23 protein-coding genes are annotated in these 26,742 nt (G+C 63.4%); 17 read left to right on the top strand and 6 right to left on the bottom strand.

Annotation, left to right across the window (positions count from 1 at the left end; translation table 11 throughout):
* Positions 1-81: 81 nt before the first annotated feature.
* Complete coding sequence (gene mreB, locus H040_RS02700) at positions 82-1,119, bottom strand: rod shape-determining protein MreB (RefSeq protein ID WP_003255163.1); 1,038 nt, start codon at positions 1,117-1,119, stop codon at positions 82-84.
* Between the two features lie 204 nt (positions 1,120-1,323).
* Here mreB and gatC point away from each other — a divergent pair, with 204 nt between their 5' ends.
* The 5 genes from gatC (at position 1,324) to H040_RS02675 (ending at position 6,163) form a co-directional block, all read left to right on the top strand.
* Positions 1,324-1,611 carry an Asp-tRNA(Asn)/Glu-tRNA(Gln) amidotransferase subunit GatC gene (gene gatC / locus H040_RS02695; protein WP_027920233.1) on the top strand — a complete coding sequence of 96 codons (288 nt, stop codon included), beginning with the start codon at positions 1,324-1,326 and terminating at the stop codon, positions 1,609-1,611.
* Between the two features lie 15 nt (positions 1,612-1,626).
* Positions 1,627-3,078 carry an Asp-tRNA(Asn)/Glu-tRNA(Gln) amidotransferase subunit GatA gene (gatA, locus tag H040_RS02690; protein WP_027920234.1) on the top strand — a complete coding sequence of 484 codons (1,452 nt, stop codon included), beginning with the start codon at positions 1,627-1,629 and terminating at the stop codon, positions 3,076-3,078.
* 11 nt (positions 3,079-3,089) lie between these two features.
* Entirely contained in the window at positions 3,090-4,535 is a 1,446-nt protein-coding gene (gene gatB, locus H040_RS02685) for an Asp-tRNA(Asn)/Glu-tRNA(Gln) amidotransferase subunit GatB (RefSeq protein WP_027920235.1), read from the top strand.
* A gap of 137 nt (positions 4,536-4,672) precedes the next feature.
* Positions 4,673-5,047 carry a septal ring lytic transglycosylase RlpA family protein gene (locus tag H040_RS02680; RefSeq protein ID WP_027920236.1) on the top strand — a complete coding sequence of 125 codons (375 nt, stop codon included), beginning with the start codon at positions 4,673-4,675 and terminating at the stop codon, positions 5,045-5,047.
* Between the two features lie 72 nt (positions 5,048-5,119).
* Positions 5,120-6,163, top strand: coding sequence for a calcium/sodium antiporter (locus tag H040_RS02675; RefSeq protein WP_027920237.1), 1,044 nt, complete (start codon positions 5,120-5,122; stop codon positions 6,161-6,163).
* 276 nt (positions 6,164-6,439) lie between these two features.
* Here H040_RS02675 and H040_RS02670 read toward each other — a convergent pair whose 3' ends face one another.
* The 4 genes from H040_RS02670 to H040_RS02650 form a co-directional block, all read right to left on the bottom strand.
* Positions 6,440-7,801: an amino acid permease gene (locus H040_RS02670; RefSeq protein ID WP_027920238.1), complete on the bottom strand. Its 1,362-nt coding sequence runs from the start codon at positions 7,799-7,801 to the stop codon at positions 6,440-6,442.
* Positions 7,802-7,858: 57 nt separating this feature from the next.
* The gene (locus tag H040_RS02665) at positions 7,859-8,800 is read right to left on the bottom strand and encodes an AEC family transporter (RefSeq protein WP_027920239.1); all 942 of its coding nucleotides are present in this window, start codon (positions 8,798-8,800) and stop codon (positions 7,859-7,861) included.
* Between the two features lie 209 nt (positions 8,801-9,009).
* Positions 9,010-9,570, bottom strand: a complete 561-nt coding sequence (locus H040_RS02655) for a response regulator transcription factor (RefSeq protein ID WP_027920240.1) — start codon at positions 9,568-9,570, stop codon at positions 9,010-9,012.
* On the bottom strand, positions 9,570-10,826 hold the full coding sequence (locus H040_RS02650) for an ATP-binding protein (protein WP_027920241.1): 1,257 nt from the start codon (positions 10,824-10,826) through the stop codon (positions 9,570-9,572). Before H040_RS02650 ends, H040_RS02655 begins: the two co-directional genes overlap by 1 nt.
* Before the next feature lie 202 nt (positions 10,827-11,028).
* Between H040_RS02650 and H040_RS02645 the strand changes: the two genes are divergently transcribed.
* The 9 genes from H040_RS02645 (at position 11,029) to H040_RS02605 (ending at position 22,755) form a co-directional block, all read left to right on the top strand.
* Positions 11,029-11,745: an SIMPL domain-containing protein gene (locus H040_RS02645; protein WP_027920242.1), complete on the top strand. Its 717-nt coding sequence runs from the start codon at positions 11,029-11,031 to the stop codon at positions 11,743-11,745.
* Positions 11,746-12,129: 384 nt separating this feature from the next.
* Positions 12,130-13,755: an ABC transporter substrate-binding protein gene (locus tag H040_RS02640; protein ID WP_027920243.1), complete on the top strand. Its 1,626-nt coding sequence runs from the start codon at positions 12,130-12,132 to the stop codon at positions 13,753-13,755.
* A 153-nt stretch (positions 13,756-13,908) separates the two neighbouring features.
* Positions 13,909-15,501 carry an ABC transporter substrate-binding protein gene (locus tag H040_RS02635; protein WP_027920244.1) on the top strand — a complete coding sequence of 531 codons (1,593 nt, stop codon included), beginning with the start codon at positions 13,909-13,911 and terminating at the stop codon, positions 15,499-15,501.
* Positions 15,502-15,736: 235 nt separating this feature from the next.
* The gene (locus H040_RS02630) at positions 15,737-17,116 is read left to right on the top strand and encodes an OprD family porin (RefSeq protein ID WP_027920245.1); all 1,380 of its coding nucleotides are present in this window, start codon (positions 15,737-15,739) and stop codon (positions 17,114-17,116) included.
* A gap of 73 nt (positions 17,117-17,189) precedes the next feature.
* On the top strand, positions 17,190-18,785 hold the full coding sequence (locus H040_RS02625; RefSeq protein ID WP_027920246.1) for an ABC transporter substrate-binding protein: 1,596 nt from the start codon (positions 17,190-17,192) through the stop codon (positions 18,783-18,785).
* A gap of 75 nt (positions 18,786-18,860) precedes the next feature.
* Entirely contained in the window at positions 18,861-19,871 is a 1,011-nt protein-coding gene (locus tag H040_RS02620; protein ID WP_027920247.1) for an ABC transporter permease subunit, read from the top strand.
* A 10-nt stretch (positions 19,872-19,881) separates the two neighbouring features.
* Positions 19,882-20,808 carry an ABC transporter permease subunit gene (locus tag H040_RS02615; protein WP_027920248.1) on the top strand — a complete coding sequence of 309 codons (927 nt, stop codon included), beginning with the start codon at positions 19,882-19,884 and terminating at the stop codon, positions 20,806-20,808.
* Positions 20,809-20,818: 10 nt separating this feature from the next.
* On the top strand, positions 20,819-21,787 hold the full coding sequence (locus H040_RS02610) for an ABC transporter ATP-binding protein (RefSeq protein WP_027920249.1): 969 nt from the start codon (positions 20,819-20,821) through the stop codon (positions 21,785-21,787).
* Positions 21,787-22,755: a peptide ABC transporter ATP-binding protein gene (locus tag H040_RS02605; RefSeq protein WP_027920250.1), complete on the top strand. Its 969-nt coding sequence runs from the start codon at positions 21,787-21,789 to the stop codon at positions 22,753-22,755. Before H040_RS02610 ends, H040_RS02605 begins: the two co-directional genes overlap by 1 nt.
* A 195-nt stretch (positions 22,756-22,950) precedes the next feature.
* Here H040_RS02605 and H040_RS02600 read toward each other — a convergent pair whose 3' ends face one another.
* On the bottom strand, positions 22,951-23,850 hold the full coding sequence (locus H040_RS02600) for a hypothetical protein (RefSeq protein ID WP_027920251.1): 900 nt from the start codon (positions 23,848-23,850) through the stop codon (positions 22,951-22,953).
* A gap of 214 nt (positions 23,851-24,064) precedes the next feature.
* On the opposite strand from H040_RS02600, the gene H040_RS02595 reads away from it, so the two are divergent.
* The 3 genes from H040_RS02595 (at position 24,065) to H040_RS02585 (ending at position 26,710) form a co-directional block, all read left to right on the top strand.
* A complete protein-coding gene (locus H040_RS02595) occupies positions 24,065-24,865 on the top strand; it encodes an AraC family transcriptional regulator (RefSeq protein ID WP_027920252.1) in 801 nt (266 codons plus the stop codon).
* A gap of 64 nt (positions 24,866-24,929) precedes the next feature.
* Complete coding sequence (locus H040_RS02590; protein WP_027920253.1) at positions 24,930-26,336, top strand: NAD(P)/FAD-dependent oxidoreductase; 1,407 nt, start codon at positions 24,930-24,932, stop codon at positions 26,334-26,336.
* Between the two features lie 32 nt (positions 26,337-26,368).
* Positions 26,369-26,710: a cupin domain-containing protein gene (locus tag H040_RS02585; RefSeq protein ID WP_033696517.1), complete on the top strand. Its 342-nt coding sequence runs from the start codon at positions 26,369-26,371 to the stop codon at positions 26,708-26,710.
* Positions 26,711-26,742: the final 32 nt, after the last annotated feature.

Below are 26,742 nucleotides of genomic sequence, written 5' to 3'. Positions count from 1 at the left end.
GCCCGAATGGACGCCAGCCCTGCGCATACAGGTAGCACTGCGCGTGCTACCTGTAAACCGGGCGCTCTATCGCTGCGGGGATCACTCGCTGGAGAGCAGGTCCATCGCGTGCTTGTCCATCATCTCCAGGGCGCGACCGCCGCCACGGGCGACGCAGGTCAGCGGGTCTTCGGCGACGATCACCGGCAGGCCGGTTTCCTGGGCCAGCAGCTTGTCGAGGTCACGCAGCAATGCGCCACCACCGGTCAGCACCAGGCCGCGCTCGGCGATGTCGGAGGCCAGCTCCGGCGGCGACTGCTCCAGGGCGCTCTTGACCGCCTGGACGATGGTGGCCAGGGATTCCTGCAGGGCTTCCAGGACTTCGTTGGAGTTCAGGGTGAAGGCGCGAGGCACGCCCTCGGCCAGGTTACGGCCGCGCACGTCGACTTCGCGTACTTCGCCACCCGGGTAGGCGGTGCCGATTTCCTGTTTGATGCGCTCGGCGGTGGATTCGCCGATCAGGCTGCCGTAGTTGCGGCGCACGTAGGTGACGATGGCTTCGTCGAAGCGGTCGCCGCCAACACGAACGGACTCGGCATACACCACACCGTTCAGCGAGATCAGTGCGATTTCGGTGGTACCACCACCGATATCGACAACCATCGAGCCACGGGCTTCTTCGACCGGCAGGCCGGCGCCGATGGCAGCGGCCATTGGCTCTTCGATCAGGAACACTTCGCGGGCACCGGCGCCCAGGGCCGACTCGCGAATGGCGCGGCGCTCTACCTGGGTCGACTTGCACGGCACGCAGATCAGCACGCGAGGGCTGGGCTGCAGGAAGCTGTTTTCGTGAACCTTGTTGATGAAGTACTGCAACATTTTTTCACAAACGCTGAAGTCGGCGATGACGCCGTCCTTCATCGGACGAATGGCAGCAATGTTACCTGGCGTACGGCCCAGCATGCGCTTGGCTTCGGTACCGACGGCGACGACGCTTTTCTGGTTGCCGTGGGTACGGATGGCAACAACCGAGGGCTCATTCAGGACGATACCGCGCTCACGCACGTAAATAAGGGTGTTGGCAGTCCCCAGGTCGATGGAAAGATCGCTGGAAAACATGCCACGCAGTTTCTTGAACATGGGAAAGTGACCCTGGGGAAAGCGTGGGTAAAAAAGTGCGGCAAACTCTAACAATGGCAGGGATTTTGGGCAAGGAGCCAATATGTTAAATTGGCTGTTTTTCCGAGCACGCCAGCAGATGATCGCGGCCGTTAGACCGCCAAAATGCTGACATGTTCCTCACCGCGGACCCTATTCCGTTCTTTGTTTCCCCTGGAGATCACCATGGCGCTTGAACGCAGCGACGTGGAAAAGATCGCCCATCTGGCCCGCCTGGGCCTGAATGACGGCGAACTGCCACGCATTACTGACGCCCTGAACAGCATTCTCGGCCTGGTCGACCAGATGCAAGCGGTCGATACCAACGGCATCGAGCCCCTGGCCCACCCCCTGGAGGCCAGCCAGCGCCTGCGTCCCGACCAGGTCACCGAAAGCAACCAGCGCGAGGCTTACCAGGCCATCGCACCATCGACCGAAAGCGGTCTGTACCTGGTTCCGAAAGTCATCGAGTAAGGGATAGAGCCTGCCATGCATGAATTGACCCTGGCCGAGATCGCTCGCGGACTCGCCGACAAGTCGTTTTCCTCCGAAGAGCTGACCGGCGCCTTGCTGGCGCGCGTCAAGCAGATCGACCCACAGATCAACAGCTTCATCAGCGTCACCGAAGCGCTGGCCCTGGGCCAGGCGCGTGCCGCCGACGCCCGTCGCGCCGCTGGCGAGACCGGTGCGCTGCTGGGTGCGCCGATCGCCCACAAGGACCTGTTCTGCACCCTCGGCGTACGCACCAGCTGCGGCTCCAAGATGCTCGACAACTTCAAGGCGCCGTATGACGCCACCGTGGTCGCCAAGCTGGCCGAAGCCGGCATGGTCACCCTGGGCAAGACCAACATGGACGAATTCGCCATGGGTTCGGCCAACGAATCCAGCCACTACGGCGCGGTGAAGAACCCGTGGAACCTCGAGCACGTCCCAGGCGGCTCGTCCGGTGGTTCGGCCGCGGCCGTTGCCGCGCGCCTGCTGCCGGCCACCACCGGCACCGACACCGGCGGCTCGATCCGCCAGCCGGCGGCACTGACCAACCTCACCGGCCTCAAGCCGACGTACGGTCGCGTGTCGCGCTGGGGCATGATCGCCTACGCCTCCAGCCTCGACCAGGGTGGCCCGCTGGCGCGTACCGCCGAAGACTGCGCCCTGCTGCTGCAAGGCATGGCCGGCTTCGACGCCAAGGACTCCACCAGCATCGATGAGCCGGTTCCGGACTACAGCGCCGGCCTCAATGGCTCCCTGCAGGGCCTGCGCATCGGCCTGCCGAAGGAGTACTTCGGTGCCGGCCTCGACCCGCGCATCGCCGAACTGGTCCAGGCCAGCGTCAAGGAACTGGAAAAGCTCGGCGCGGTGGTCAAGGAAATCAGCCTGCCGAACATGCAGCACGCCATTCCGGCGTACTACGTGATCGCCCCGGCCGAAGCCTCGTCCAACCTGTCGCGTTTCGACGGCGTGCGCTTCGGCTACCGCTGCGAAGCGCCGAAAGACCTGACCGACCTGTACAAGCGCTCCCGTGGCGAAGGCTTCGGCGCAGAAGTGCAGCGCCGCATCATGGTCGGCACCTACGCCCTGTCGGCCGGCTACTATGATGCCTACTACGTCAAGGCGCAGCAGATTCGCCGCCTGATCAAGAACGACTTCATGGCCGCCTTCAACGATGTCGACCTGATTCTCGGCCCGACCACGCCGAACCCGGCCTGGAAACTTGGCGCTAAGAGCAGCGACCCGGTCGCCGCCTACCTGGAAGACGTCTACACCATCACCGCCAACCTGGCGGGCCTGCCGGGCCTGTCGATGCCAGCCGGCTTCGTCGATGGCCTGCCGGTCGGCGTGCAGCTGCTGGCCCCGTATTTCCAGGAAGGCCGCCTGCTCAACGTCGCGCACCGTTACCAGCAAGTCACCGACTGGCACACCCGCGCCCCTAACGGCTTCTGAGGAATTCACACATGCAATGGGAAGTTGTGATCGGGCTGGAGATTCATACCCAGCTGGCCACCCAGTCGAAGATCTTCTCCGGCAGCGCCACCACCTTCGGCTCCGAGCCGAACACCCAGGCCAGCCTGGTTGACCTGGGGATGCCCGGCGTCCTGCCGGTGCTGAACCAGGAAGCCGTGCGCATGGCCTGCATGTTCGGCCTGGCAATCGATGCCGAGATCGGCAAGCGCAACGTGTTCGCGCGCAAGAACTACTTCTACCCCGACCTGCCCAAGGGTTACCAGATCAGCCAGATGGACCTGCCGATCGTCGGCAAGGGCCACCTGGACATCGCCCTCGAAGACGGCACCATCAAGCGCATTGGCGTCACCCGCGCGCACCTGGAAGAAGATGCTGGCAAGAGCCTGCACGAAGACTTCAGCGGCTCCACCGGCATCGACCTGAACCGTGCCGGCACGCCACTGCTGGAAATCGTCTCCGAGCCGGACATGCGCAGCGCCAAGGAAGCCGTGGCGTACGTCAAGGCGATCCACGCACTGGTGCGCTACCTGGGTATCTGTGACGGCAACATGGCCGAAGGCTCGCTGCGCTGCGACTGCAACGTGTCGATCCGCCCGAAAGGCCAGGCCGAGTTCGGCACCCGCTGCGAGATCAAGAACGTCAACTCGTTCCGTTTCATCGAGCGCGCGATCAACAGCGAAATCCAGCGCCAGATCGACCTGATCGAGGACGGCGGCAAGGTGGTGCAGGAAACTCGCCTGTACGACCCGAACAAGGACGAGACCCGCTCCATGCGCAGCAAGGAGGAAGCCAACGACTACCGTTACTTCCCCGACCCGGACCTGCTGCCGGTGGTGATCGAGGACAGCTTCCTCGAAACCGTCCGCGCCGGCCTGCCGGAGCTGCCGCCACAGAAAGTCGAGCGCTTCCAGAGCCAGTACGGTCTGTCGGCCTACGACGCCAACGTGCTGGCTTCCAGCCGCGAGCAGGCGGACTACTTCGAAGAAGTGGTCAAGATCGGTGGCGACGCCAAACTGGCCGCCAACTGGGTAATGGTCGAGCTGGGCAGCCTGCTGAACAAGCTGGGCATCGAGATCGACCAGGCGCCGGTCAGCGCCGCGCACCTGGGCGGCATGCTGCTGCGCATTCGCGACAACACCATCAGCGGCAAGATCGCCAAGACCGTGTTCGAGGCCATGGCCGCCGGTGAAGGCGATGCCGACAGCATCATCTCCAGCCGCGGCCTCAAGCAGGTCACCGACACCGGTGCGATCGACAAGATGCTCGACGAGATGCTCGCCGCCAATGCCGAGCAGGTCGAACAGTACCGCGCCGCCGACGAGGCCAAGCGCGGCAAGATGTTCGGCTTCTTCGTTGGCCAGGCGATGAAGGCCTCCAAAGGCAAGGCCAACCCGGGGCAGGTGAACCAATTGCTCAAGGCCAAGCTCGAAGGGTGAGCTGAAAACGCGGCGAGGGCTTTGCCCTCGATCGCGGATGAATCCGCTCCTACAAGGCATCGCGACACGCGTGTAGGAGCGGATTCATCCGCGATGGGCCGCACAGCGGCCCCACTAGCAGCACCGGAGCATCCGAATTGCTAAAACGATCCCTGACCACCCTCGCCCTCTTCTCTGCCTTGGCCGGCTGCGCCAGCCATGACATCGACCCCCGCGGTTACAATGAAACCGGAACCGCGTCCTACTACGGCTCACGCCACCACGGCAAACGCACCGCCAGCGGCGAACCGTTCAACCAGCACGGCCTCACCGCCGCCCACCGCAGCCTGCCTTTTGGCAGCCGGGTGCTGGTCACCAACCTGGCAAACGACCGCAGCGTGGTAGTGCGCATCAACGACCGAGGCCCGCATACCCGCGGCCGGCTGATCGACCTGTCACGTGCCGCAGCAGAAAAAATCGGCATGCTCCGTAGCGGAACGGCGCGCGTCCGGGTACAAGGTCTGAGCGACTGAGCTGACACCCGTCCTGACTGGAGCCCCACCATTTTCGACCTCGCCACCCTCCCAACCTTCAGCCTGCTGCAAATGGGCGTCGCCCTGCTGCTGCTGATCGCCGGCGCCGAACTGCTGGTGCGCGCGGCGCTGCGCCTGGCCGGGCGGCTGCGCGTACGGCCATTGATCATCGGTCTGAGCCTGGTGGCCTTCGGCAGTACTGCACCGCAGCTGACCGTGAGCCTGCAGGCCGCCTACCAGGGTGCGCCCGACGTGGCCGTGGGCAGCGTAATCGGTAGCAACATCTTCAATGTGCTGGTCATCCTCGGCCTGGCGGCACTGATCATCCCGTTGCGGGTTTCACGCCAGCTGGTGCGCCTGGACATCCCGCTGATGATTGCCGCCAGCGGCCTGGTCTATGCGCTCTGTGCCAACGGCCACCTGGGCCGGGCCGAAGGGTTGCTGCTGTTGCTTGCCCTGGCGGGCTACCTGGCCATGTTGTGGCATCAATCGCGCAACTATGCCCGCACCTATCCGGCGCCGGATGCCGGGGCGGCCAGTGCCGGGCGCTTCTGGTCCGGGACGCTGCTGCAGGTGCTGTTCGGCCTCGGCCTGCTGAGCCTGGCTGGGCACCTGCTGCTGGAAGCAGCCATCGAAGTGGCGACCGACCTGGGCCTGTCCGAACGGGTCATCGGCCTGACCGTGGTCGCGGTGTGTACATCCCTGCCTGAGCTTGCCGCCGCGCTGATCGCCGCCATTCGAGGTGAGCGGGAGATTGCAGTCGGCACAGTGGTTGGCAGCAACCTGTTCAACCTGCTCGCAGTACTCGGCCTGACCGCGCTGATTACCCCCGAGCCACTGACCATCTCACCCAATGCACTGGCCTTCGACTTGCCAGTGATGCTTGGCGTCGCCGCGCTGAGCTTGCCGGTGTTCTATTCCGGTTATCGCATCACCCGCGCCGAGGGGCTGATGTTCCTCTGCCTGTACCTGGTCTACGCCCTGCATGTGGCGGCCTTTACCATGGGCATGCCACTGGCTGGCCGCCTGGAGCGGTTGATGCTGTTCTACGTTCTGCCGGTGCTGGGTGTGGTGTTGCTCTATACCACTGTGCGTGCCTGGCGGCGGCAGCATTGATGGAGTGATACCCGCAGGTGCATGCCTTGGGCCTTGTGTCGCCTGTGAGACCGAGCGCCGCCCGCGCGGCGCATCGCGGATGAATCCGCTCCCACATCTGTTGCAACGTGGCCATGCCTGTGAGGCCATGGTTGTCAGCCTGCTTGCAAGACTCAAGACATGCGCCAAGGCGGGCAACCATGGCGTAACAGGTTCGGTACGTTGCAACAGATGTAGGAGCGGATTCATCCGCGATGCGCCGCGCGGGCGGCGCTCGATCTCACAGGCAATACAAATCTAACGACGAACCTGGCGAGATTTCTTAAGTTTGAAGGCCACCCACAACACCGCAATCCACCCCGGAATCAGCATCACCGAGATGCGAATCGGCGGAGTCAGGTACATCACCACCAGAATCAGCACGATGAACGCAAGGCACAGGTAGTTGGTCAGCGGGTGCCCCCAGCTCTGGTAGAACGGGGTAATCCCCGCCGCCAGTTTGGCCTTGCGGAACTTAAGATGGGTGATGCTGATACTGGCCCAGTTGATCACCAACGCCGACACCGCCAGGGCCATCAGCAGGCCGAACGCTTCACCGGGCATCAGGTAGTTGATCAGCACGCACATGCCGGTCGCAAAGGCCGAAACGCCCAACGCCGTCAGTGGCACGCCGCTGCGGCTGACCTTGAGCAACTGACGCGGTGCATCACCTTGGCTGGCCAGGCCGAACAGCATGCGGCTGTTGGCGTACACGCAGCTGTTGTACACCGACAGCGCCGCGGTCAGCACCACGATGTTGAGGATGGTCGCCACCAGGTCGCTGTCCAGTTCGTGGAAGATCATCACGAACGGGCTGCCGCCCTGCACCACTTTCTGCCAGGGGTACAGCGACAGCAGCACGGCCAGGGCGCCGATGTAGAAGATCAGGATGCGGTAGACCACCTGGTTGGTCGCCTTGGGGATGCTCTGGCGCGGATTGTCGGCTTCGGCAGCGGTGATACCGACCAGCTCCAGGCCACCGAACGAGAACATGATCACCGCCAGCGCCATCACCAGCCCGGTCACGCCATTGGGGAAGAACCCGCCGTATTGCCACAGGTTCGCCACGCTGGCATCCGGGCCACCGTGACCGCTGGCCAGCAGCCAGGCACCGAAGCCGATCATGCTGACGATTGCCACCACCTTGACCAGGGCGAACCAGAACTCCATCTCGCCGTAGACTCTCACCTGGGTCAGGTTGATCAGGTTGATCGCCACGAAGAAGATCGCCGCGGTGGCCCAGGTCGGAAACTCTGGCCACCAGTACTGCACATAGATACCCACGGCGGTGAGTTCGGCCATGCCGACCAGCACGTACACCACCCAGTAGTTCCAGCCCGAGACGAACCCGGCGAACTCGCTCCAGTATTGGTGGGCGAAGTGGCTGAAGCTGCCGGCGACCGGTTCCTCGACCACCATCTCACCCAATTGGCGCATGATGAAGAAGGCCATCAGGCCGGCGATGGCGTAGCCCAGCAAAACGGAGGGGCCGGCCAGCTGGATGGTCTGGGCAATGCCCAGAAACAGCCCGGTGCCAACGGCACCACCCAGCGCGATCAGCTGGATATGGCGATTCTTCAGCCCGCGCTTCAACTGCTCGGGCGTGCTCTGGTCTTGCATGAAGTGTCCTTTGGCTCAGTGAGGCAGTGTTGTTGCTGTTGTTTTGCAGTCAAGGATCTAGATCCATCCGCCCCACTGCAAGATGAAAATACCAATATTGGTGGTGATCGCAGCCATTAGCGTGGTGATCACGATGATCGACGCCGCCAATTCATGGTTGCCGTTGGCTGCACGAGCCATGACATAACTGGCTGCCGCCGTCGGGCTGCCGATGTACAGGAACAGGATACCCAGTTCGGCACCACGGAAGCCGCACAGCCAGGCACCCAGCGTGCCGATCAGCGGCAGCCAGACCATCTTCACCAGGCTGGCATCGACGGCCAGCTTGCCGCTGTCGCGCAGCGCCGCCAGTGACAGGGTGCCGCCAATGCAGATCAGCGCCAGCGGCAGGGTCATCTGCGCCAGGTAGTCGCCCGAGGTCAGCAGCCAGTTGGGCAGCGGTACCTGGCCGTAGGCCATCGGCGTGGCCACCAGCACGCTGATGATCAGCGGGTTGCTGAAGATGCTCTTGCAAATGCTCCAGGGGTCGGACTTCAGGTCCGGGCTGTACACCGCCAGCACCACCGACGACAGCGAGTTGTACATGAGGATCACCAGGCCGGCGAGCACCGCCCCCAGGGAAATGCCGTAATCGCCATAGAGGCTGGCGGCCAGGGCCAGGCCGATCACACCGTTGTTGCCGCGAAACGCACCCTGGGTGTAGATGCCCCGGTCGGCCAACGGGCTTCGCCAGATGGCCATGCCCCAGGAGACTGCGAAGCCGACCAGGGTGGCGGCAACGAAGTAGAGGATGACCTTGGGCTGCACCGCCGTGGCCAGGTCGGCATGGTAGATGCCGAGGAACAGCAACGCGGGCATGCAGACGTTGAACACCAACTGCGAGGCGACGCGGTTGAAATTGTCGTCGATCAGGTGGATGCGTTTGAGCAGCACGCCCATGAACAGCATGGCGAAGACGGGCGCCGTGATGTTCAGCGTCTGGATGAGAAGGGCGAGCATGCGCAAGCGGTCCTGATGGGGGTTGCCGTTAGGCGGCTAATGATACGCCAACGCGTCAGGAAATGCGGGGATCGTGGTGGACTACAAAGAACTTTCTAACTGTGCCGGCCTCTTCGCGGGCAAACCCGCTCCCACAGGTTCTGAGCTGCTCACAAGGGCAGCACATCACCTGTGGGAGCGGGTTTACCCGCGAAGAAGCCCACGCTGAGTCAGCGGCGAACGGGGCGCTTCTGCAATTTGCGCTGCAAGGTCCGGCGGTGCATGCCCAGCGCCCGCGCGGTGGCGGAGATATTGCCCTCGTGCTCGTTCAGCACACGCTGGATGTGTTCCCACTGCAGGCGGTCCACCGACATCGGGTTTTCCGGCACCAGGGAGTCCAGGTCGGCATGCTCCGAGAGCAGCGCCGCCAGCACGTCGTCGGCGTCAGCCGGCTTGCACAGGTAGTTGCAGGCGCCACGCTTGACCGCCTCGACGGCGGTCGCGATGCTCGAGTAACCGGTCAGGATCACCACGCGCATCTCTGGGTCCAGCTCCAGCAGCTTGGGCAGCAGCACCAGGCCCGAGTCGCCTTCCATCTTCAGGTCGAGCGTGGCGTAGTCCGGCAGGTCCTGCTGGGCCAGGAGCAGGCCTTCCTCGGCGGAACCGGCAGTGCTCACGCGGAAACCGCGGCGGCTCATGGCGCGGGCCATGACCCGGGTAAAGGTGGCGTCATCGTCCACCAGCAGCAGGTGCGGCAGCTCTTCGCCTTCGACCTGGTTTTCTTCGCTCATCATTCATCTCCTCGCTTGCCATGGGGCAGGCGCAATTCGGTCAGGGTGCCACCCTGTTCATGACTATAGAGTTTCACCGAACCGCCCGCACGGGTCACGCTGGCTTTGCTCAAGAACAGGCCCAGGCCGAAGCCTTTGCCTTTGGTAGTAATGAAGGGTTTGCCAATCGCTTCGGCGATGGCCGGCGGCACCCCAGGGCCATGGTCGCGGATACTGATCAGAATATCCTGGGCGTCCCAGTCAAGGGTCACCTGCAGGTCATCGGGGCAGGCATCGGCTGCATTGTTCAGCAGGTTCAGCAGCGCCTGGGTCAGGTCCGGTGGCGGCGTCAGGCGCGGCACCTGGCCGTCACGCAGGCGCTGGAAGCGATAGCTGGCCTCCGGGCGCATCAGGTGCCAGCGGTTCAGCGCCTCGTCGAGCCAGGCGGTAACGTCCTGTTCGACCACTGCCAGGCGGCGGTTGGCCTCAGCGGCGCGCACCAGTTGCTGCAGGGTTTCCTTGCACAGCTTGACCTGGTCCTGAAGGATCTGCAGGTCTTCCTGCAAAAGCGGGTCGGTGTGGTCCTGGCGCATTTCGTTAAGCAGCACGCTCATGGTCGCCAAGGGTGTGCCCAGTTCGTGAGCCGCACCAGCAGCCTGAGTGGCGACGGCCAGCAGCTGCTCATCACGCAGGCTTTCTTCGCGGCGCTCGGAGCGCAGCTGCTCCTGGCGGCGAAGCTCTTCGGCCATGCGCGCGGCGAAGAAGGTGATCACTGCAGCGGCCAGGGCGATACTCAGCCACATGCCGTAGACCTGCATCTTGTCCCGTGCCATCGGCAGCCCTTCGAGCGGGTAGAACTGCACCAGCAACAAGCTGTAGGCGGTCAGGGCGATCCCCGAGAGGATCAGCGAATACAGCCACGGCAAGGTCACCGCGGCGATTGCCAGCGGCACCAGGTAATAGGAAACGAACGGGTTGGTCGAGCCACCCGAGTAGTACAACAAGGCGCTGTGAATCAGCAGGTCGCAAGCCAGCTGCAAGGCATATTCAGTCTCGGTGACCGGCAGCGACAGGCGCAGGCGCAGGGCGGTGAAGGCGCAAAGCAGCGACGACAAAGCCAAGGTCGCGGCCAACGACAGCCACGGCAGCGGCAGCAGGTCGGTCCAATAGGCGACGCCCACGGAGCCTGCCTGGGCGGCCAGGACCAGAACGCGAATGACGGTCAGGCGCCAGAGGTTCTGGCGTGTTGCGGACAACGGTTGTGCGGCGGCGAGCATGCGCTCTCCCGATGAGTGCTCCAGGAAAATCGGCTGGAGTATACCGAAGCCAGGCCCCCCGCTGCAGCGATGCGGCAAAGCGCCACACTTTGTCACACGTTCATAGTGGCACTTTTGAACCCACTACACTGCTCCGGGTCTGATGGGCCATGCGTGGAATGGATGGCCAGACCCCACGCCCACTATTGCCAAGGAGTAACACATGCACATCTCACGTCGCGGCGCGGCCCTGATCCTGTCTTGCGGCCTGCTTGCCAGCCTGCCGGCACTGGCGGCCGACGAGCCGCGCTACAACCAGGTATCGCTGCGCGCCGAAGTCAGCAAGGAAGTGGCACGCGACCTGATGGTCGTGACCCTCTACAGCGAAGCGCAGAATACCGACCCGGGCAAGCTCGCCAAGCAGATCACCGAAACCATGAACAAGGCCGTGCAGCAGGCACGCCAGGTCAAGGACGTGAAGATCAGCCAAGGCAGCCGCAACAGCTACCCGGTGTACGACAGCAAGGGCCAGAAGATCACCGGCTGGCGCGAACGCGCCGAGCTGCGCCTGGAAGGTGCCGACTTCCCCGCCCTGTCCCAGCTCACCGCCGACCTGCTGCAGGACCTGAAAATGGGCGGCATGGACTTCTCCATTGCCCCGGCCACGCGCAAGGCCAGCGAGGATGAGCTGCTCAAGGATGCGGTAACTGCGTTCAAGGCCCGTGCGCAACTGGCCACCGAGGCACTGGGGGGCAAGGGCTATAAAGTGGTCAGCCTGAACCTGAACAGCTCCGGGTACCCGCGCCCTTACCTGCGCAGCGCGCCAATGGCGATGAAAGCCATGGCGGCCGATGAGGCGGCACCGGCGCCGGATATCGAGGCGGGTACCAGTGAAGTCAGCATGAATGCTGATGGCCTGATCGAAGTGCAGATGCCCTAAAGATCGCTGGGGGCGCTTTTCGCCCCTTTCGCGACACAAGGCCCCTCCTACAGGAATACGCGGTCCCTTGTAGGAGCGGCCTTGTGTCGCGAAAGGGCTGCAACGCAGCCTTATCTACCAAAATCAGATATTTCCTACGCACTATAGAGGTGCATCCCACACACTCTCCTGCCCCGAAACATCCAGCAAAAAGCCATCATTTCACCTGCGCAAACGTTCAACTTCGCCGAAAGTTATACTAATGCGACATCCATGTACGCTCGTACTACTTTTCTGACGCCAACTATCCTTATGCCTGTTGCATTGGGAATAGCCCCTGCATAAGTATCCTCAGGTCGGCTCACGAGGCCACCTCGAACCAAAAATGACAACAATGAGGCCACCATGCTCAAACACGCAGTCATTCCGTTCCTGCTAGGTGCAGGTTTGCTCGCTGGCGCTCCGCTGGCCCACGCCGCGTCCAACCTGGTGTTCTGCTCCGAGGGCAGCCCGGCCGGCTTCGACCCGGGGCAATACACCACCGGAACCGACTTCGACGCCTCGGCCGAGACCGTGTTCAACCGCCTGACCCAGTTCGAGCGCGGGGGCACCGCGGTCATCCCCGGCCTGGCAACCAAATGGGACGTGGCCGATGACGGCAAGGCCTACACCTTCCACCTGCGCGAAGGGGTCAAGTTCCACACCACCGACTACTTCAAGCCGACCCGCGAATTCGACGCCGACGACGTGCTGTTCACCTTCAACCGCATGCTCGACAAGAACCACCCCTTCCGTAAGGCCTACCCCACCGAATTCCCCTACTTCACCGACATGGGCATGGACAAGAACATCGCCAAGGTGGAGAAGCTTGACGATCACACCGTGAAGTTCACCCTGAATGAAGTGGACGCCGCATTCATCCAGAACCTGGCCATGAGCTTCGCCTCCATCCAGTCCGCCGAATACGCCGACCAGTTGCTCAAGGACGGCAAGGCCGCCGACATCAACCAGAAGCCGATCGGTACCGGTCCGTTCGTGTTCAGCAAGTACCAGAAAGACGCGCAGATCCGCTTCAAGGGCAACAAGGACTACTGGAAGCCTGAGGACGTGAAGATCGACAACCTGATCTTCGCCATCACCACCGACGCCTCGGTGCGCATGCAGAAGCTGAAGAAGAACGAGTGCCAGGTCACCCTGTTCCCGCGGCCGGCCGACATCGAGCCGCTGAAGGCCGACAAGAACCTGCAGATGCCGCAGCAGGCCGGCTTCAACCTCGGCTACATCGCCTACAACGTGATGGACAAGATCAAGGGCAGCAACGAGCCCAACCCGATGGCCCAGCTGAAGGTCCGCGAAGCGCTGGACATGGCCGTGGACAAGAAGAAGATCATCGAATCGGTCTACCAGGGCGCCGGCCAGCTGGCGGTCAACGCCATGCCGCCCACCCAGTGGTCCTACGACACCACCATCAAGGATGCCAAGTACGACCCCGAAAAGGCCAAGCAACTGCTCAAGGAAGCCGGCATCAAGGAAGGCACCGAGATCACCCTCTGGGCCATGCCCGTGCAGCGCCCGTACAACCCCAACGCCAAGCTGATGGCCGAGATGCTGCAGTCCGACTGGGCCAAGATCGGCATCAAGGCCAAGATCGTCAGCTATGAATGGGGCGAGTACATCAAACGTTCCAAAGCCGGCGAACAGGGCGCCATGCTGATCGGCTGGAGCGGCGACAACGGTGACCCGGACAACTGGCTCGGCACCCTCTACGGCTGCGACGCCATCGATGGCAACAACTTCTCCAAGTGGTGCTACAAGCCCTACGACGACCTGATCAAGCAGGCCAAGGCCACCTCCGACCAGGCCAAGCGCACCGAGCTGTACCAGAAGGCCCAGCACATCCTCAAGGAACAGGTGCCGATCACCCCGATCGCCCATTCCACGGTGTACCAGCCGATGAGTGCCAAGGTGAAGGACTTCAAGATCAGCCCGTTTGCATTGAACGCCTTCTATGGCGTCAGCGTAGACAAGTAGGCCAGGTCCCGGCACTCGCCAATCGGCGGCGGGTGCCGCCTCACCACTAGCAAGCCTCTCGAGCCCACTCCGACGCTACCCGCGACGGAGTCGGCAAACTGTTGCCGCCATTCGTACCGCGAGGCGGCGTAAACAGCCGGAAAAGGAACCGCCATGCGCCACGTCACCGCCCTTTCGACCCTGCTCGCCCTCGGCCTGCTGAGCCAGGCCCCTGCCCTCCAGGCCAAGAACCTGGTGTTCTGCTCCGAAGGCAGCCCGGCCGGTTTCGACACCGCCCAGTACACCAGCGCCACCGACAACGACGCCGCCGAGCCGATCTACAACCGCCTGGTGGAGTTCGAACGCGGCGGCACGGCGGTGCACCCGGCGCTGGCAACGAAATGGGAGGTCTCCGACGATGGCCTGCGCTACACCTTCCACCTGCGCCCGGGGGTAAAGTTCCACACCAACAAGGCCTTCACGCCGAGCCGTGATTTCAACGCCGACGACGTGCTCTTCACGTTCAACCGCATGCTCGACAAGCACCAGCCATTCCGAAAGGCCTACCCCACCGAATTCCCGTACTTCGTCAGCATGGGCCTGGACAAAAACATCGCCCAGGTCGAGAAGTCCGGCCCGCTGACGGTGGTGTTCACCCTGAACAAGGTCGATGCCGCATTCATCCAGAACCTGGCGATGAGCTTTGCCTCGATACTGTCTGCTGAATACGCCGAGCAACTGCTGGCCAGCGGTCGCCCCAGCGACATCAACCAGCAACCGATCGGCACCGGGCCGTTTGTGTTCCAGCGGTATCAGAAGGACTCGCAGATCCGCTTCAAGGGCAACAAGGATTACTGGGCCCCGGAAGAAGTGAAAATCGACAACCTGGTGTTCTCGATCAACACCGACCCCTCGGTACGCATCCAGAAGCTGCGCCGCAACGAATGCCAGGTCACCTTGCACCCGCGCCCGGCCGACCTGCCGGCGCTCAAGGCCGATGGCAAGCTGCAGGTCATGCAGCAGCCCGGTTTCAACCTCGGCTACATCGCCTACAACACCCATCACCCACCGTTCGACCGCCTGGACGTGCGCCAGGCCATGGACATGGCAGTGAACAAGCAGGCCATCCTCCAGGCGGTATATCAGGACTCCGGCCAGCTGGCGGTCAATGCCATGCCGCCGACCCAGTGGTCCTATGACAACAGCCTCAAGGACGCCCCATTCGACCCGGAAAAGGCCAAGCAGCTGCTCCAGCAAGCCGGGGTCAAGCCGGGCACCGAGATCACCCTGTGGGCCATGCCCGTGCAGCGCCCCTACAACCCCAATGCCAAGCTGATGGCTGAAATGCTCCAGGCCGACTGGAACAAACTCGGCTTCAAAGTGCGCATCGTCAGCTACGAATGGGGCGAATACCTCAAGCGCATGAAAAACGGCGAGCACGACATCGCCCTGATCGGCTGGACCGGCGACAACGGCGACCCGGACAACTGGCTTGGCACCCTCTACAACTGCGACGCCATCGGCAGCAACAACTACTCGCTGTGGTGCGACCCGCAATACGACAGCCTGGTCAAGCAGGCCAAACAGGTCACCGACCGCGAACAGCGAACAGCGCTGTACCAGCAGGCCCAGCAGCGCCTGAAGCAACAGGTGCCGATCACGCCGGTGGCGCACTCCACGGTCAACCAGCCGCTGAGCATCAAGGTGGCCGACTTCAAGGTAAGCCCGTTCGGGCGCAATGATTTTTCCGGTGTGAGTGTTGATTAAGCGATAGCCAATGCCGGCCTCATCGCCGGCAAGCCAGCTTCCACAGGATCACCTGAGGTCTCGGCATCTGCGCCGTACCTGCGGGAGCCGGCTTGCCGGCGATGAGGCCCGGACAGCCAACACAACGCCCCCCATTTTTGCCCGGCGACCCCGGGCAACCCTGGCAACACCGCAGCAAGCAACCCGGCCCACAAGGCCAGGTGATAACTAAAAGAACAGAAAGGGAGCTTTAACCTTGAGACTATTCACCTTGACCGCTTTGGCCTTATCCATCGGCACCTTTTGCGCCGAGGCCCAGGCCGATACCCAGAGCCAGGACTACGTCCCGTTCAGCCTGAAATCCAGCAGTGAACAGGACGAAGCCAAGGGCTTCATCGACGGCCAGAGCCTGTCCGGCAGCACCCGCAACTGGTACGCCCGCGAACGCGCCACGCGCGCGCCACTGTGGAAGTACTACAAGAGCGATGGCAGCCGCCACGACACCCACAGCCGCGACAACTGGGTGCAAGGCAGCATCCTCAACTACAGCTCAGGCTTTACCCAAGGCACTGTCGGCTTTGCCGTCGAGGCCGCCGGCTACAACGCCATCGCCCTGGAACAGGGCCGTGCCGCGATCGCCGGGCCGAACAACCGGACGCTGACCCATAGCGACGGCGACCCGGTCGGCCAGTGGAGCAAGTTGGGCCTGGGTAACGTCAAAGCGCGCATGTCCAACACCACCCTCACCGTCGGCCGCCAGTCGGTGGACACCCCGATGATCGCCTACATTGGCAACCGTGCGTTGCCATCGAGCTTCCAGGGCGCCTTCCTGCACAGTGCCGAGTTCGACAACCTGTCGATCGACCTGGGCACCTTCGACCGCGTTTCGCCACGTACCGAACAGAGCCTGAGCAAGTTCCGCAGCGAATACAGCGCCACTGGCGTCGAGACCGACCGCGCCAGCACCGCCGGGGTCACTTACCAGCCGTTCAAGAGCCTGACCACCAGCCTGTACGCCACCAAGGTCGACGACTTCTGGAACCAGTACTACTTCGGCGCCAACCACGTGCTCGGCGACAACGCCGTGCTCGCCCTGACCACCGGCCTGAATTACTACAAGACCGTGGACACCGGCAGCAAGAAGATGGGTGAGATCGACAACGACACCTACAGCCTGTCGCTGGGCCTGACTCATCAGGCGCACACCCTCACCGCGTCGTGGCAGCAGGTCAACGGCAACGAATACTTCGACTACCTGCACGAAACCAACGGCATCTACCTGGCCAACTCGCTGCTTTCGGACTTCAACGGTCCCAACGAGAAATCCCTGCAGATTTCCTACGTGCTGAACATGGCGCCGTACGGCGTGCCGGGCCTCAAGTTCAACCTGTACAACGCCCGCGGCTGGGGCATCGACGGTACCCACTACCGTGGCACCGCCTATGACGTCAACGGCATGGACGGCGAGACCCACTACGAGTGGGGCATCGGCACCAGCTATGCCGTGCAGAGCGGGCCGCTGAAAGACACCAGCATCCGCGCCACCTACACCGCGCACCGCGCCAGCAAGGCCCAGGCCGATGGCAGCCTGGACGAGTTGCGCGTGGTCACCACCATTCCATTCAACATTCTCTGACCGCTGGCGCCACGGCCCGCTTCAACCCGGGCCGTGGCGGCTACGCTGGAATCAATGCAAGCAGGGAGTTTCCATGACATCGCTACCGCTCCGCGCTGCCCTGGCAGCGGTCATCCTGGGCGCCGCCGGCAACCTTGCGGCCAAGCCGCTGGTGGTGTGCACCGAAGCCAGCCCGGAAGGCTTCGACGTGGTCCAGTACACGACCGCGGTTACCTTCGACGCCTCGGCCGAAACGGTGTTCAACCGCCTGGTCGACTTCAAGCCCGGCACCACCGACATCCAGCCGGCCCTGGCCGAACGTTGGGAGATTTCGCCTGATGGACTGACCTACACCTTCCACCTGCGCCAAGGCGTGAAGTTCCACACCACCGACTACTTCACGCCGACCCGCGACTTCAACGCCGACGATGTGCTGTGGAGCCTGAATCGCCAGCTCGACCCGAACCACCCGTGGCACGACAAGACCAGCGTGGGTTACCCGTACTTCGAAAGCATGGCCTTCAAGGACTTGCTCAAGTCGGTGGAGAAAACCGATGACCACACTGTGGTCATAACCCTCACCCGCCCGGAAGCCCCTTTCCTTCGGGACATGGCCATGGGCTTCACCTCGATCTACTCCGCCGAATACGGTGACCAGCTGCTCAAGGCCGGCAAGACCGGTGATCTCAACAGCAAGCCGATCGGTACCGGCGCCTTCATCTTCCAGCGCTACAACAAGGATGCCCAGGTCCGCTTCAAGGCCAACCCGGACTACTTCCGCGGCAAGCCACCCGCCGACACGCTGGTGTTCGCCATCGCCACCGACAGCAACGTGCGCCTGCAGAAGCTGCGCGCCAACGAATGCCAGGTGGCGCTGTACCCCAAACCCGATGACGTCCCGCTGATCAAAAAAGATCCGACGCTCAAGGTCGACGAAATCGAAGCGCTGGTCACCGGCTACATCGCGATGAACACCCAGCACAAGTACCTGAGCGACGTTCGCGTGCGCAAAGCCATCAACATGGCCTTCGACCGCCAGACCCACGTCGACCAGCTGTTCGGCAAAGGCAACGCGCTGGTGGGCGTGAACCCCTACCCGCCGACCATGATCGGCTACAACACCGAGAACAGAAACCCACCCCGCGACCTGGCCAAGGCCCGGGAACTGCTCAAGGAAGCCGGCGTACCCGAAGGTACGGTGGTCACCCTGTTCACCCGCAACGGCGGCGGCGCGACCAACCCCAATCCACGCCTGTCCGCCGAAATGCTCCAGTCCGACCTCAAGCAGATCGGCCTGAAGCTGGATATCCGCGTGATGGAGTGGGCCGAAATGCTGCGCCGCGCCAAGAACGGCGAGGCCGACCTGGTGTCCACCGGCTGGGCCGGCGACAACGGCGACCCAGACAACTTCCTCAGCCCGCTGCTCAGTTGCGATGCCGCAAAAACCGGCGAGAACTATGCACGCTGGTGCAACCCTAACTTCCAGGAGCTGATCACCCGCGCCCGCGAAGTGATCGACAACGACGAACGCGCCAGGCTCTATGCCGAGGCTTTGAAGGTGTACGATGACGATCAACCCTGGATCAGCATGGCCCATCCGAAGATGTTCACTGCCATGCGTGACAACGTGGAGGGCTACGTGATCAACCCTCTGACCAACAACAACTTCGCCACCACCAAGGTGAAGTAGAACAACAACGATCGCCGGGACCCCACACGGGCACCGGCGGCACTGCCCTGACCGGCTGATGAGGTAACCCCGACAATGTTGAGTTTTATTGCCCGGCGCCTGGGCCTGCTGATACCGACCTTCTTCGGTATCACCTTGCTGACCTTCGCGCTCATACGCCTGATCCCCGGCGACCCGGTGGAAGTGATGATGGGTGAGCGCAGGGTCGACCCCGAGATGCACGCCCAGGCCATGGAGCGCCTGGGCCTGAACAAGCCACTGCCAGTCCAGTACCTGGACTACGTCGGCAAGCTGGCCCACGGTGACCTCGGTGAATCGCTGCGCACCCGCGAGAGCGTGTGGACCGAGTTCCTCACCCTGTTCCCCGCCACCCTGGAGCTGGCCCTCGCCGCCTTGCTGTTCGCTGGCGTCGTCGGCCTGCTGGCCGGGGTGATCGCCGCGCTCAAGCGCGGTTCGCTGTTCGACCACGGGGTGATGGGGATATCCCTGGCCGGCTATTCCATGCCGATCTTCTGGTGGGGCCTGATCCTGATCATGTTCTTCTCGGTCAGCCTGGGCTGGACCCCGGTGTCCGGGCGCATCGACCTGCTTTATGACATCGAGCCGAAAACCGGTTTCATGCTCATCGACACCCTGCTCAGCGACGAGGAAGGCGCGTTCAAGGACGCGGTGATGCACCTGATCCTGCCGGCCATCGTGCTCGGTACCATCCCGCTGGCGGTGATCGCCCGCATGACCCGTTCGTCGATGCTCGAAGTGCTGCGCGAGGACTACATCCGCACCGCCCGCGCCAAAGGCCTGTCACCAGCCCGCGTGGTGTTCGTGCATGGCCTGCGCAACGCGCTGATCCCGGTGCTGACGGTGTTCGGCCTGCAGGTCGGCACACTGCTGGCCGGCGCCGTGCTGACCGAAACCATCTTCTCCTGGCCGGGCATCGGCAAATGGCTGATCGAAGCCATCGGCGCCCGTGACTACCCCGTGGTCCAGAACGGCATCCTGTTGATCGCCTGCCTGGTGATCCTGGTCAACTTCGTCGTGGATATCCTCTACGGCCTGGCCAACCCACGCATCCGTCATCAGCGCTGAGGCCTTCGCCATGACTAGCCCGATTCCGAAATCCGTCACACCGGCCAACCCGGTGGACCAGAGCCTGCTCTACCCATCACCGTACAAAGAATTCTGGCACGCCTTCTCGCGCAACAAGGGCGCGGTAATGGGCCTGGCCTTCATGTGCCTGGTGGTGTTCTGCGCGTTGTTCGCGCCGTGGGTCGCCCCGCATGACCCGAGCGAGCAATACCGCGACTTCCTGCTGACCCCGCCGGTGTGGCTCGAAGGCGGCAACTGGCAGTTCATCCTCGGCACCGACGAACTTGGCCGCGACCTGCTGTCGCGCTTGATCCAGGGCGCGCGGCTGTCGCTGCTGATCGGCCTGTCGTCGGTGGTGATGTCGCTGATCCCGGGGGTCCTGCTGGGCCTGCTGGCCGGCTTCTTCCCGCAGGTGCTTGGCCCCTCGATCATGCGCCTGATGGACGTGATGCTGGCCCTGCCGTCACTGCTGCTGGCCGTGGCCATCGTCGCCATTCTCGGCCCAGGCCTGATCAACACAGTGATCGCCATCGCCATCGTCTCCTTGCCGTCTTACGTGCGCCTGACCCGCGCCGCGGTGATGGGCGAGCTCAACCGCGACTACGTCACCGCCGCACGCCTGGCCGGTGCCGGGCTGCCACGGCTGATGTTCGTCACCGTGCTGCCCAACTGCATGGCGCCGCTGATCGTGCAGGCAACCTTGAGCTTCTCCTCGGCGATTCTCGACGCCGCCGCCCTGGGCTTCCTCGGCCTTGGCGTGCAACCACCAACCCCCGAGTGGGGCACCATGCTGGCCTCGGCCCGTGACTACATCGAGCGTGCCTGGTGGGTGGTGAGCCTGCCCGGCCTGACCATTTTGCTCAGTGTGCTGGCAATCAACCTGATGGGCGACGGCCTGCGCGATGCGCTGGACCCGAAACTCAAGAACGCCGCCTGAGGAGAACGCCATGTCACTGTTGCAGATCAACAACCTGAACGTGCGCTTCGGCGACGCCAATGCAGTCCCCGTGGTCGACGGCCTGGACCTCGCGGTAGATGCCGGTGAGATCCTGGCCATCGTCGGCGAATCCGGTTCGGGCAAATCCGTGACCATGATGGCCCTGATGGGCCTGATCGACGCCCCCGGTCGGATCACCGCCGACGCGCTCACCTTCGACGGCACCGACATGCTCAAGCTCAGCGGCCGACAACGGCGCAAGGTGGTGGGCAAGGACATCGCCATGGTCTTCCAGGACCCGATGACCGCGCTCAACCCTAGCTACACCGTGGGCTACCAGATCGAGGAAGTGCTGCGTCAGCACCTGGGCCTGAAGGGCAAGGCTGCACGCCAGCGTGCCCTGGCGCTGCTGAAAAAAGTCGAAATCCCGGCTGCGGAAAGCCGCCTGGACGCCTATCCGCACCAGCTGTCCGGCGGCATGAGCCAGCGCGTGGCGATCGCCATGGCCATCGCTGGCGAACCCAAGCTGCTGATCGCCGACGAACCGACCACCGCGTTGGACGTGACCATCCAGGCACAGATCATGGAGCTGCTGGTCAACCTGCAGAAGGAGCGCAACATGGCGCTCATCCTGATCACCCATGACCTGGCCGTGGTTGCCGAAACCGCCAGGCGCGTGTGCGTGATGTACGCCGGCCAGGCCGTGGAAGTGGGCCAGGTACCGGAGCTGTTCGACGTGCCGGCGCACCCCTACAGCGAGGCGCTGCTGGCGGCGATCCCGGAACACAGCATCGGCGCTGAGCGCCTGGCTACCCTGCCCGGCATCGTCCCTGGCCGCTACGACCGCCCGGCCGGCTGCCTGCTGTCGCCGCGCTGCCCGTACGTTCAGGACAACTGCCGGCACCAGCGCCCGCCCCTCGACCCGCAGGCACACAGCCTGGTGCGCTGCTTCTATCCGCTGAACCAGGAGGTGGCGTGATGGCCGTCGTTCTCACTGCCCGGGAGCTGACCCGGCATTACGAAGTCTCTCGCGGGCTGTTCAAGGGCCACGCCCTGGTGCGCGCGCTCAATGGCGTGTCGTTCGAACTGGAGGCCGGCAAGACCCTGGCGGTGGTCGGTGAGTCCGGCTGTGGCAAGTCGACCCTGGCCCGCGCCCTGACACTGATCGAAGAACCCTCCTCCGGCTCGCTGCAGATCGATGGCACCGAGGTGAAGGGCGCCAGCAAGTCCGAGCGCAAGCAACTGCGTCGCGATGTGCAGATGGTGTTCCAGAGCCCCTACGCCTCGCTGAACCCACGGCAGAAGATCGGTGATCAACTGGCCGAACCGCTGCTGATCAACACCTCGCTGAGCAAGGCTGAACGGCGCGAGAAAGTGCAGAAGATGATGGAGCAGGTCGGCTTGCGCCCCGAGCATTACCAGCGCTACCCGCACATGTTCTCTGGCGGTCAGCGCCAGCGCATTGCCCTGGCTCGGGCGATGATGCTGCAACCGAAGGTACTGGTGGCCGATGAGCCGACTTCGGCGCTGGACGTGTCGATCCAGGCCCAGGTGCTGAACCTGTTCATGGACTTGCAGAAGGAGTTCAACACTGCCTACGTGTTCATCTCGCACAACCTGGCGGTGGTGCGGCATGTGGCCGATCAGGTACTGGTGATGTACCTGGGGCGGCCGGCTGAAATGGGGCCTAAGGAGGATATCTACGAGAAGCCGTTGCACCCGTACACCCAGGCGCTGCTGTCGGCGACACCGGCGATCCACCCAGACCCGCTGAAGCCGAAGATTCGCATTGCAGGGGAGCTGCCCAACCCGCTGAATCCACCGGATGGTTGCGCATTCCACAAGCGTTGCCCGTATGCGACCGAGCGCTGTGCCAAGGAAGTGCCGGCGTTGCGGCAGGTGAGCACCCGGCAGGTGGCCTGCCACTATGCCGAGCAGTTCCTCTAGGTCTGTGTGAGCATCTTCGCGGGCAAGCCCGCTCCCGCAGGGAAAGTGCGATTGTCCCTGTGAGAGCGGGCTTGCCCGCGAAGGGCCGCAACGCGGCCCAGTCAGTCAATGCATGAATATCGCGATCAGGATGATCACAGGAATCGGAACCCCAAGCATCCACAGCAGTATTGAGCGCATGTCAGTTCTCCTTGCTTATCGTTGAACAGTGCGATGAGCGACGTATTCGCCTTCCACCCACTGCACGTGATCACGGCGACGACCGCCATAGAGCGCCGCCAGGCTGGCGAAGAAGGCGCCACACAGCAGCGCGACGAAGGTCCACAGCGCCATCCAGGCCGCAACCTTGGCAGCGGTATCAGCGGCTTGCTTGGCCTGCAGCTTGAGCTGTTGCACCTGAGCGATGACTTGATCCACCCGAGCTTCGGCTTCCGCCTGGGTCAGGCGGGTACGTTGCGCCACCAGTTGTGCAAGGTAGGTACGGTCTTCAGGCGCAAGGGTACCGTCGCCGGCCAGGCCTTTGGCCAGGATACGGGCGGCTACACCATTGGCAGCGTCATCGCTCACTGGCGCCGGGCCGTCACCACGGAACAGGCTGTCGACGAAATATCCCATCGAATTCTTGTCAGCATTGGCAGCGGCTGCGCCGCCTGCGGCGACGGTCATGCCCACCGTTTGTGTGGCCGCACTGGCCCCGGCACCGACCAGGTTACCGGCCGTGCCCAGCACCAGCATGGCCGCCACCAGCGTCGACACGGCCCACGACAGGAAGCCATGGGCCGTATCGCGGAAGTACACCTCATCGCCATGCAGGTTGGCCCACTTCACACGCAACCGGCCGGCGAGGTAGCCACCCAGGCCAGAGGCGATGATCTGGGTCAGAAGCAACCAGATAATCGTCGAGACGCCGAGGGCTTTGGCACTCGCGCCTTCGTTAGCCCAAGGTGAGGTGGCGGCAAAACCCAAGCCCGCGCCTAATACCACCAGGATCATGGACAAGGCAGCAGCTGCAGCCGCACCAGCGAAAATGGCCGCCCAGGAAACACCTGAGCGGCTTTGAGTATCGATTACGGGGTAGTCGGCAGAGGGGATCATGATAGGGTCGCCTATGTATGTTGTTAGCGAGAATTCCATTCGCGCAGTAAACATTGCAGGCCCTGTGCCAGCCGTTTCAAAAAATTACATTCAGAAAAATCAATAAGTTAGAAATCTCATTAACTTATCCACCGTGCAAATTGCGCGAGTGGGCGCCTGGCATCAGGTGTTCTGCAATATTGTGAGCTTTAGACAGGCCAGGCATGATCTGCCGATGACTCTCGACGATGGCCCTAACCAGACGCCCATCACTGCCGATACGGTGCTGCGCTACCACCTGTGCTGGAAGCACCGCGACCTCGACGGCGTGATCGCGCTGTACCACCCCGATATCCAGTATCACGACTTCTTCCAGAACCGCGTGCTCGGCTACGCCGAGCTGCGCGACTACGTGCGCGCCTGCCTGCCCCATGAAGCTGGCGAAGACATCGTTCATAGCGACCGCATCCGCGTCGACGGTTGCACCGCCTTCATTCAGTACCAGGTCACGGTGCAAGGCGGCGACGGCCTGGTAGCGTTCCAGTCCAGTGAAGCGATCACCGTCAAGGACGGCCTGATCTGGCAAGTCAACGAATACGCCACCCTGGTGCGGCAGAACGGCCGGGGCCAGGCCAGCAGTGGCCCGCGCCCGGCCACCAGCCGCCTGGGCCTGTCGCCACGGCAACTGTCGACCATGGCCCAGGACCTGGAGCATTATTTCCAGCGCCAGCGCCCCTATCTCGACCCGGAGCTGGACCTGCAGCAGGTGGCCGATGCCAGCGGCTACAGCCGTAACCAGATCTCCTACCTGCTCAACCAGGTGCTTGGGCAAAGCTTCTATCGCTACGTCAACCAGGCGCGCCTGCAGCACCTGATGGCCAGCCTCGACGACGCCAGCGTCGAGGCGCCGATCGACGACCTGGCGTTCAACGCCGGTTTCAACTCGCTCTCGGCGTTCTACAAGTGTTTCCGCGAGCACACCGGCCTCACCCCCAAGGCCTATCTGAAGCAAATTTCCCTGCGTGCACGCACGTAAGACAGGCACTGGCCGACACCACTAGCATCGCCCACAGACCTTGACGGATGTGGAGCAAAACCCGATGCAACCCCTGCGCACGCTCAGCCTGTGGATGGACCAGCTCGACGAGCCACTGTGCGCGCGCCCGGCCCTGCGCCAGGACCTGGAAGTCGACGTGTGCATCATCGGCGCCGGCTACACCGGCCTGTGGACCGCCTACTACCTCAAGCGCCAGGCGCCGCAACTGAACATCGCGGTGGTCGAGGCCAACATCGCCGGCTTCGGCGCCTCGGGGCGCAATGGCGGCTGGCTGATGGGCAACCTGCTCGGCGAAGACCGCCTGCTCGCCACCCTGTCGCCGCAGCAGCGCCGCGCCAGCATCGACCTGCTGCACGGCATCCCCGATGAAGTGCACAGCGTGCTGCAACGCGAAGGTATCGACTGCGACTACCGCAAAGGCGGCGTGCTTTATTGCGCCGCACGCTACCCGGAGCAGGAACGCAGCCTGCGTGCCTACCTCGATGACCTGTACCGCCAGGGCATGACCGAAGACGATTACCGCTGGCTGCGCCCAGAGCAGCTGGACGCGCAACTGCGGGTCAGCAATGCCTACGGCGCCATCTACAGCCCGCACACCGCGACCATCCACCCGGCCAAGCTGGCTCGCGGCCTGGCCCGAGCGGTGGAAGCGCTGGGGGTGACGATCTACGAGAACACCCCGGCCATCGACTGGCAACCTGGCGAAGTCCGTTCGCCCCTGGCGCGCATCCGCTGCCAGTGGACGGTACCTGCAGTTGAAGGGTACGCCGCCAGCCTGCCGCCGCTGGGCAAGCACCAGCTGCCGGTGCAGAGCCTGCTGGTGGCCACCGAACCATTACCCGAATCCACCTGGGAGCAGATCGGCCTCACCCAAGGCCAGGCCTTCAGCGAAAGCAGCCGTCAGGTCACCTATGGCCAGCGCACCGCCGACAACCGCCTGGTTTTCGGCGCCCGAGGTGGCTACCGCTTCGGCGGGCGCCTGCGCGAAAACTTCAACCTCGACGAGCACGAAATCGAGCTGCGTCGCTACCTGTTCAGCGAACTGTTCCCGCAGCTCAAGCACGTGCGCATCACGCATTCCTGGGGCGGCAACCTGGGCATGGCGCGGCGCTTCCGCCCGCACATGCTGTGCGACCGCCAGCGTGGCATCGCCCTGGCCGGCGGCTACGGCGGCGAAGGTGTCGGCGCAACCAACCTGGGTGGCCGAACCCTGGCGGCGCTGATCCTCAACCAGCACAACGAACTGACCGCGCAACCTTGGGTACTGGACAACCGCCCGGTTTCAAGCCTGGCCAGCTGGCCGCCCGAGCCGTGCCGCTGGCTCGGCTACAACGCGATCATCAAGAGCTTCGTCCACGAGGACCGGACCCTCGCCAACCCCGCCAGCGCGCCTTGGAGGCGGCGCCTGGCCAGCTCCCTTGCGGACTTCATGGAAGGCTTCATGCACTGACTTCCCTTTCACCGACACAGGATCCACCGGTCATGAGCATCACCCAGTTCAAACACACAGGCACCGCCGTGCTCGACAGCTGCAACCCGGTCGCGGTGCCACTTGGCGAACCCGTGGCAGTCACTTCGGTCACCTGCGTGGAGCGCAGCGATGGCGTCGAAACCGGCATCTGGGAGTGCACCCCCGGGCGCTGGCGGCGGCAGATCGTGCAGCAGGAGTTCTGCCATTTCATCAAGGGCCGCTGCACCTTCACCCCCGACGGTGGCGAGACCCTGGTCATAGAAGCCGGAGACGCACTGATGCTACCGGCCAACAGCACCGGCATCTGGGACATCCAGGAGACCGTGCGCAAGACCTACGTTCTGATCTTCTGATCCGCTGATCGCCTGCCTTCGATAACAACAGA

The organism is Pseudomonas sp. URMO17WK12:I7 (assembly GCF_003269045.1).
Taxonomy (GTDB): Bacteria; Pseudomonadota; Gammaproteobacteria; order Pseudomonadales; family Pseudomonadaceae; genus Aquipseudomonas; species Aquipseudomonas putida_J.
The sequence above is the reverse complement of the archived record's forward strand: the minus strand, read 5'-3'. Positions and strand labels throughout refer to the sequence as shown.

Bases quoted from the DNA above. Each gene is read 5' to 3' on its own strand.
- mreB (WP_003255163.1), bottom strand. From the start codon at position 1,119: ATGTTCAAGAAACTGCGTGGCATGTTTTCCAGCGATCTTTCCATCGAC.
- gatC (WP_027920233.1), top strand. From the start codon at position 1,324: ATGGCGCTTGAACGCAGCGACGTGGAAAAGATCGCCCATCTGGCCCGC.
- gatA (WP_027920234.1), top strand. From the start codon at position 1,627: ATGCATGAATTGACCCTGGCCGAGATCGCTCGCGGACTCGCCGACAAG.
- gatB (WP_027920235.1), top strand. From the start codon at position 3,090: ATGCAATGGGAAGTTGTGATCGGGCTGGAGATTCATACCCAGCTGGCC.
- H040_RS02675 (WP_027920237.1), top strand. From the start codon at position 5,120: ATGGGCGTCGCCCTGCTGCTGCTGATCGCCGGCGCCGAACTGCTGGTG.
- H040_RS02670 (WP_027920238.1), bottom strand. From the start codon at position 7,801: ATGCAAGACCAGAGCACGCCCGAGCAGTTGAAGCGCGGGCTGAAGAAT.
- H040_RS02665 (WP_027920239.1), bottom strand. From the start codon at position 8,800: ATGCTCGCCCTTCTCATCCAGACGCTGAACATCACGGCGCCCGTCTTC.
- H040_RS02655 (WP_027920240.1), bottom strand. From the start codon at position 9,570: ATGAGCGAAGAAAACCAGGTCGAAGGCGAAGAGCTGCCGCACCTGCTG.
- H040_RS02650 (WP_027920241.1), bottom strand. From the start codon at position 10,826: ATGCTCGCCGCCGCACAACCGTTGTCCGCAACACGCCAGAACCTCTGG.
- H040_RS02645 (WP_027920242.1), top strand. From the start codon at position 11,029: ATGCACATCTCACGTCGCGGCGCGGCCCTGATCCTGTCTTGCGGCCTG.
- H040_RS02640 (WP_027920243.1), top strand. From the start codon at position 12,130: ATGCTCAAACACGCAGTCATTCCGTTCCTGCTAGGTGCAGGTTTGCTC.
- H040_RS02635 (WP_027920244.1), top strand. From the start codon at position 13,909: ATGCGCCACGTCACCGCCCTTTCGACCCTGCTCGCCCTCGGCCTGCTG.
- H040_RS02625 (WP_027920246.1), top strand. From the start codon at position 17,190: ATGACATCGCTACCGCTCCGCGCTGCCCTGGCAGCGGTCATCCTGGGC.
- H040_RS02620 (WP_027920247.1), top strand. From the start codon at position 18,861: ATGTTGAGTTTTATTGCCCGGCGCCTGGGCCTGCTGATACCGACCTTC.
- H040_RS02615 (WP_027920248.1), top strand. From the start codon at position 19,882: ATGACTAGCCCGATTCCGAAATCCGTCACACCGGCCAACCCGGTGGAC.
- H040_RS02610 (WP_027920249.1), top strand. From the start codon at position 20,819: ATGTCACTGTTGCAGATCAACAACCTGAACGTGCGCTTCGGCGACGCC.
- H040_RS02605 (WP_027920250.1), top strand. From the start codon at position 21,787: ATGGCCGTCGTTCTCACTGCCCGGGAGCTGACCCGGCATTACGAAGTC.
- H040_RS02600 (WP_027920251.1), bottom strand. From the start codon at position 23,850: ATGATCCCCTCTGCCGACTACCCCGTAATCGATACTCAAAGCCGCTCA.
- H040_RS02595 (WP_027920252.1), top strand. From the start codon at position 24,065: ATGACTCTCGACGATGGCCCTAACCAGACGCCCATCACTGCCGATACG.
- H040_RS02590 (WP_027920253.1), top strand. From the start codon at position 24,930: ATGCAACCCCTGCGCACGCTCAGCCTGTGGATGGACCAGCTCGACGAG.
- H040_RS02585 (WP_033696517.1), top strand. From the start codon at position 26,369: ATGAGCATCACCCAGTTCAAACACACAGGCACCGCCGTGCTCGACAGC.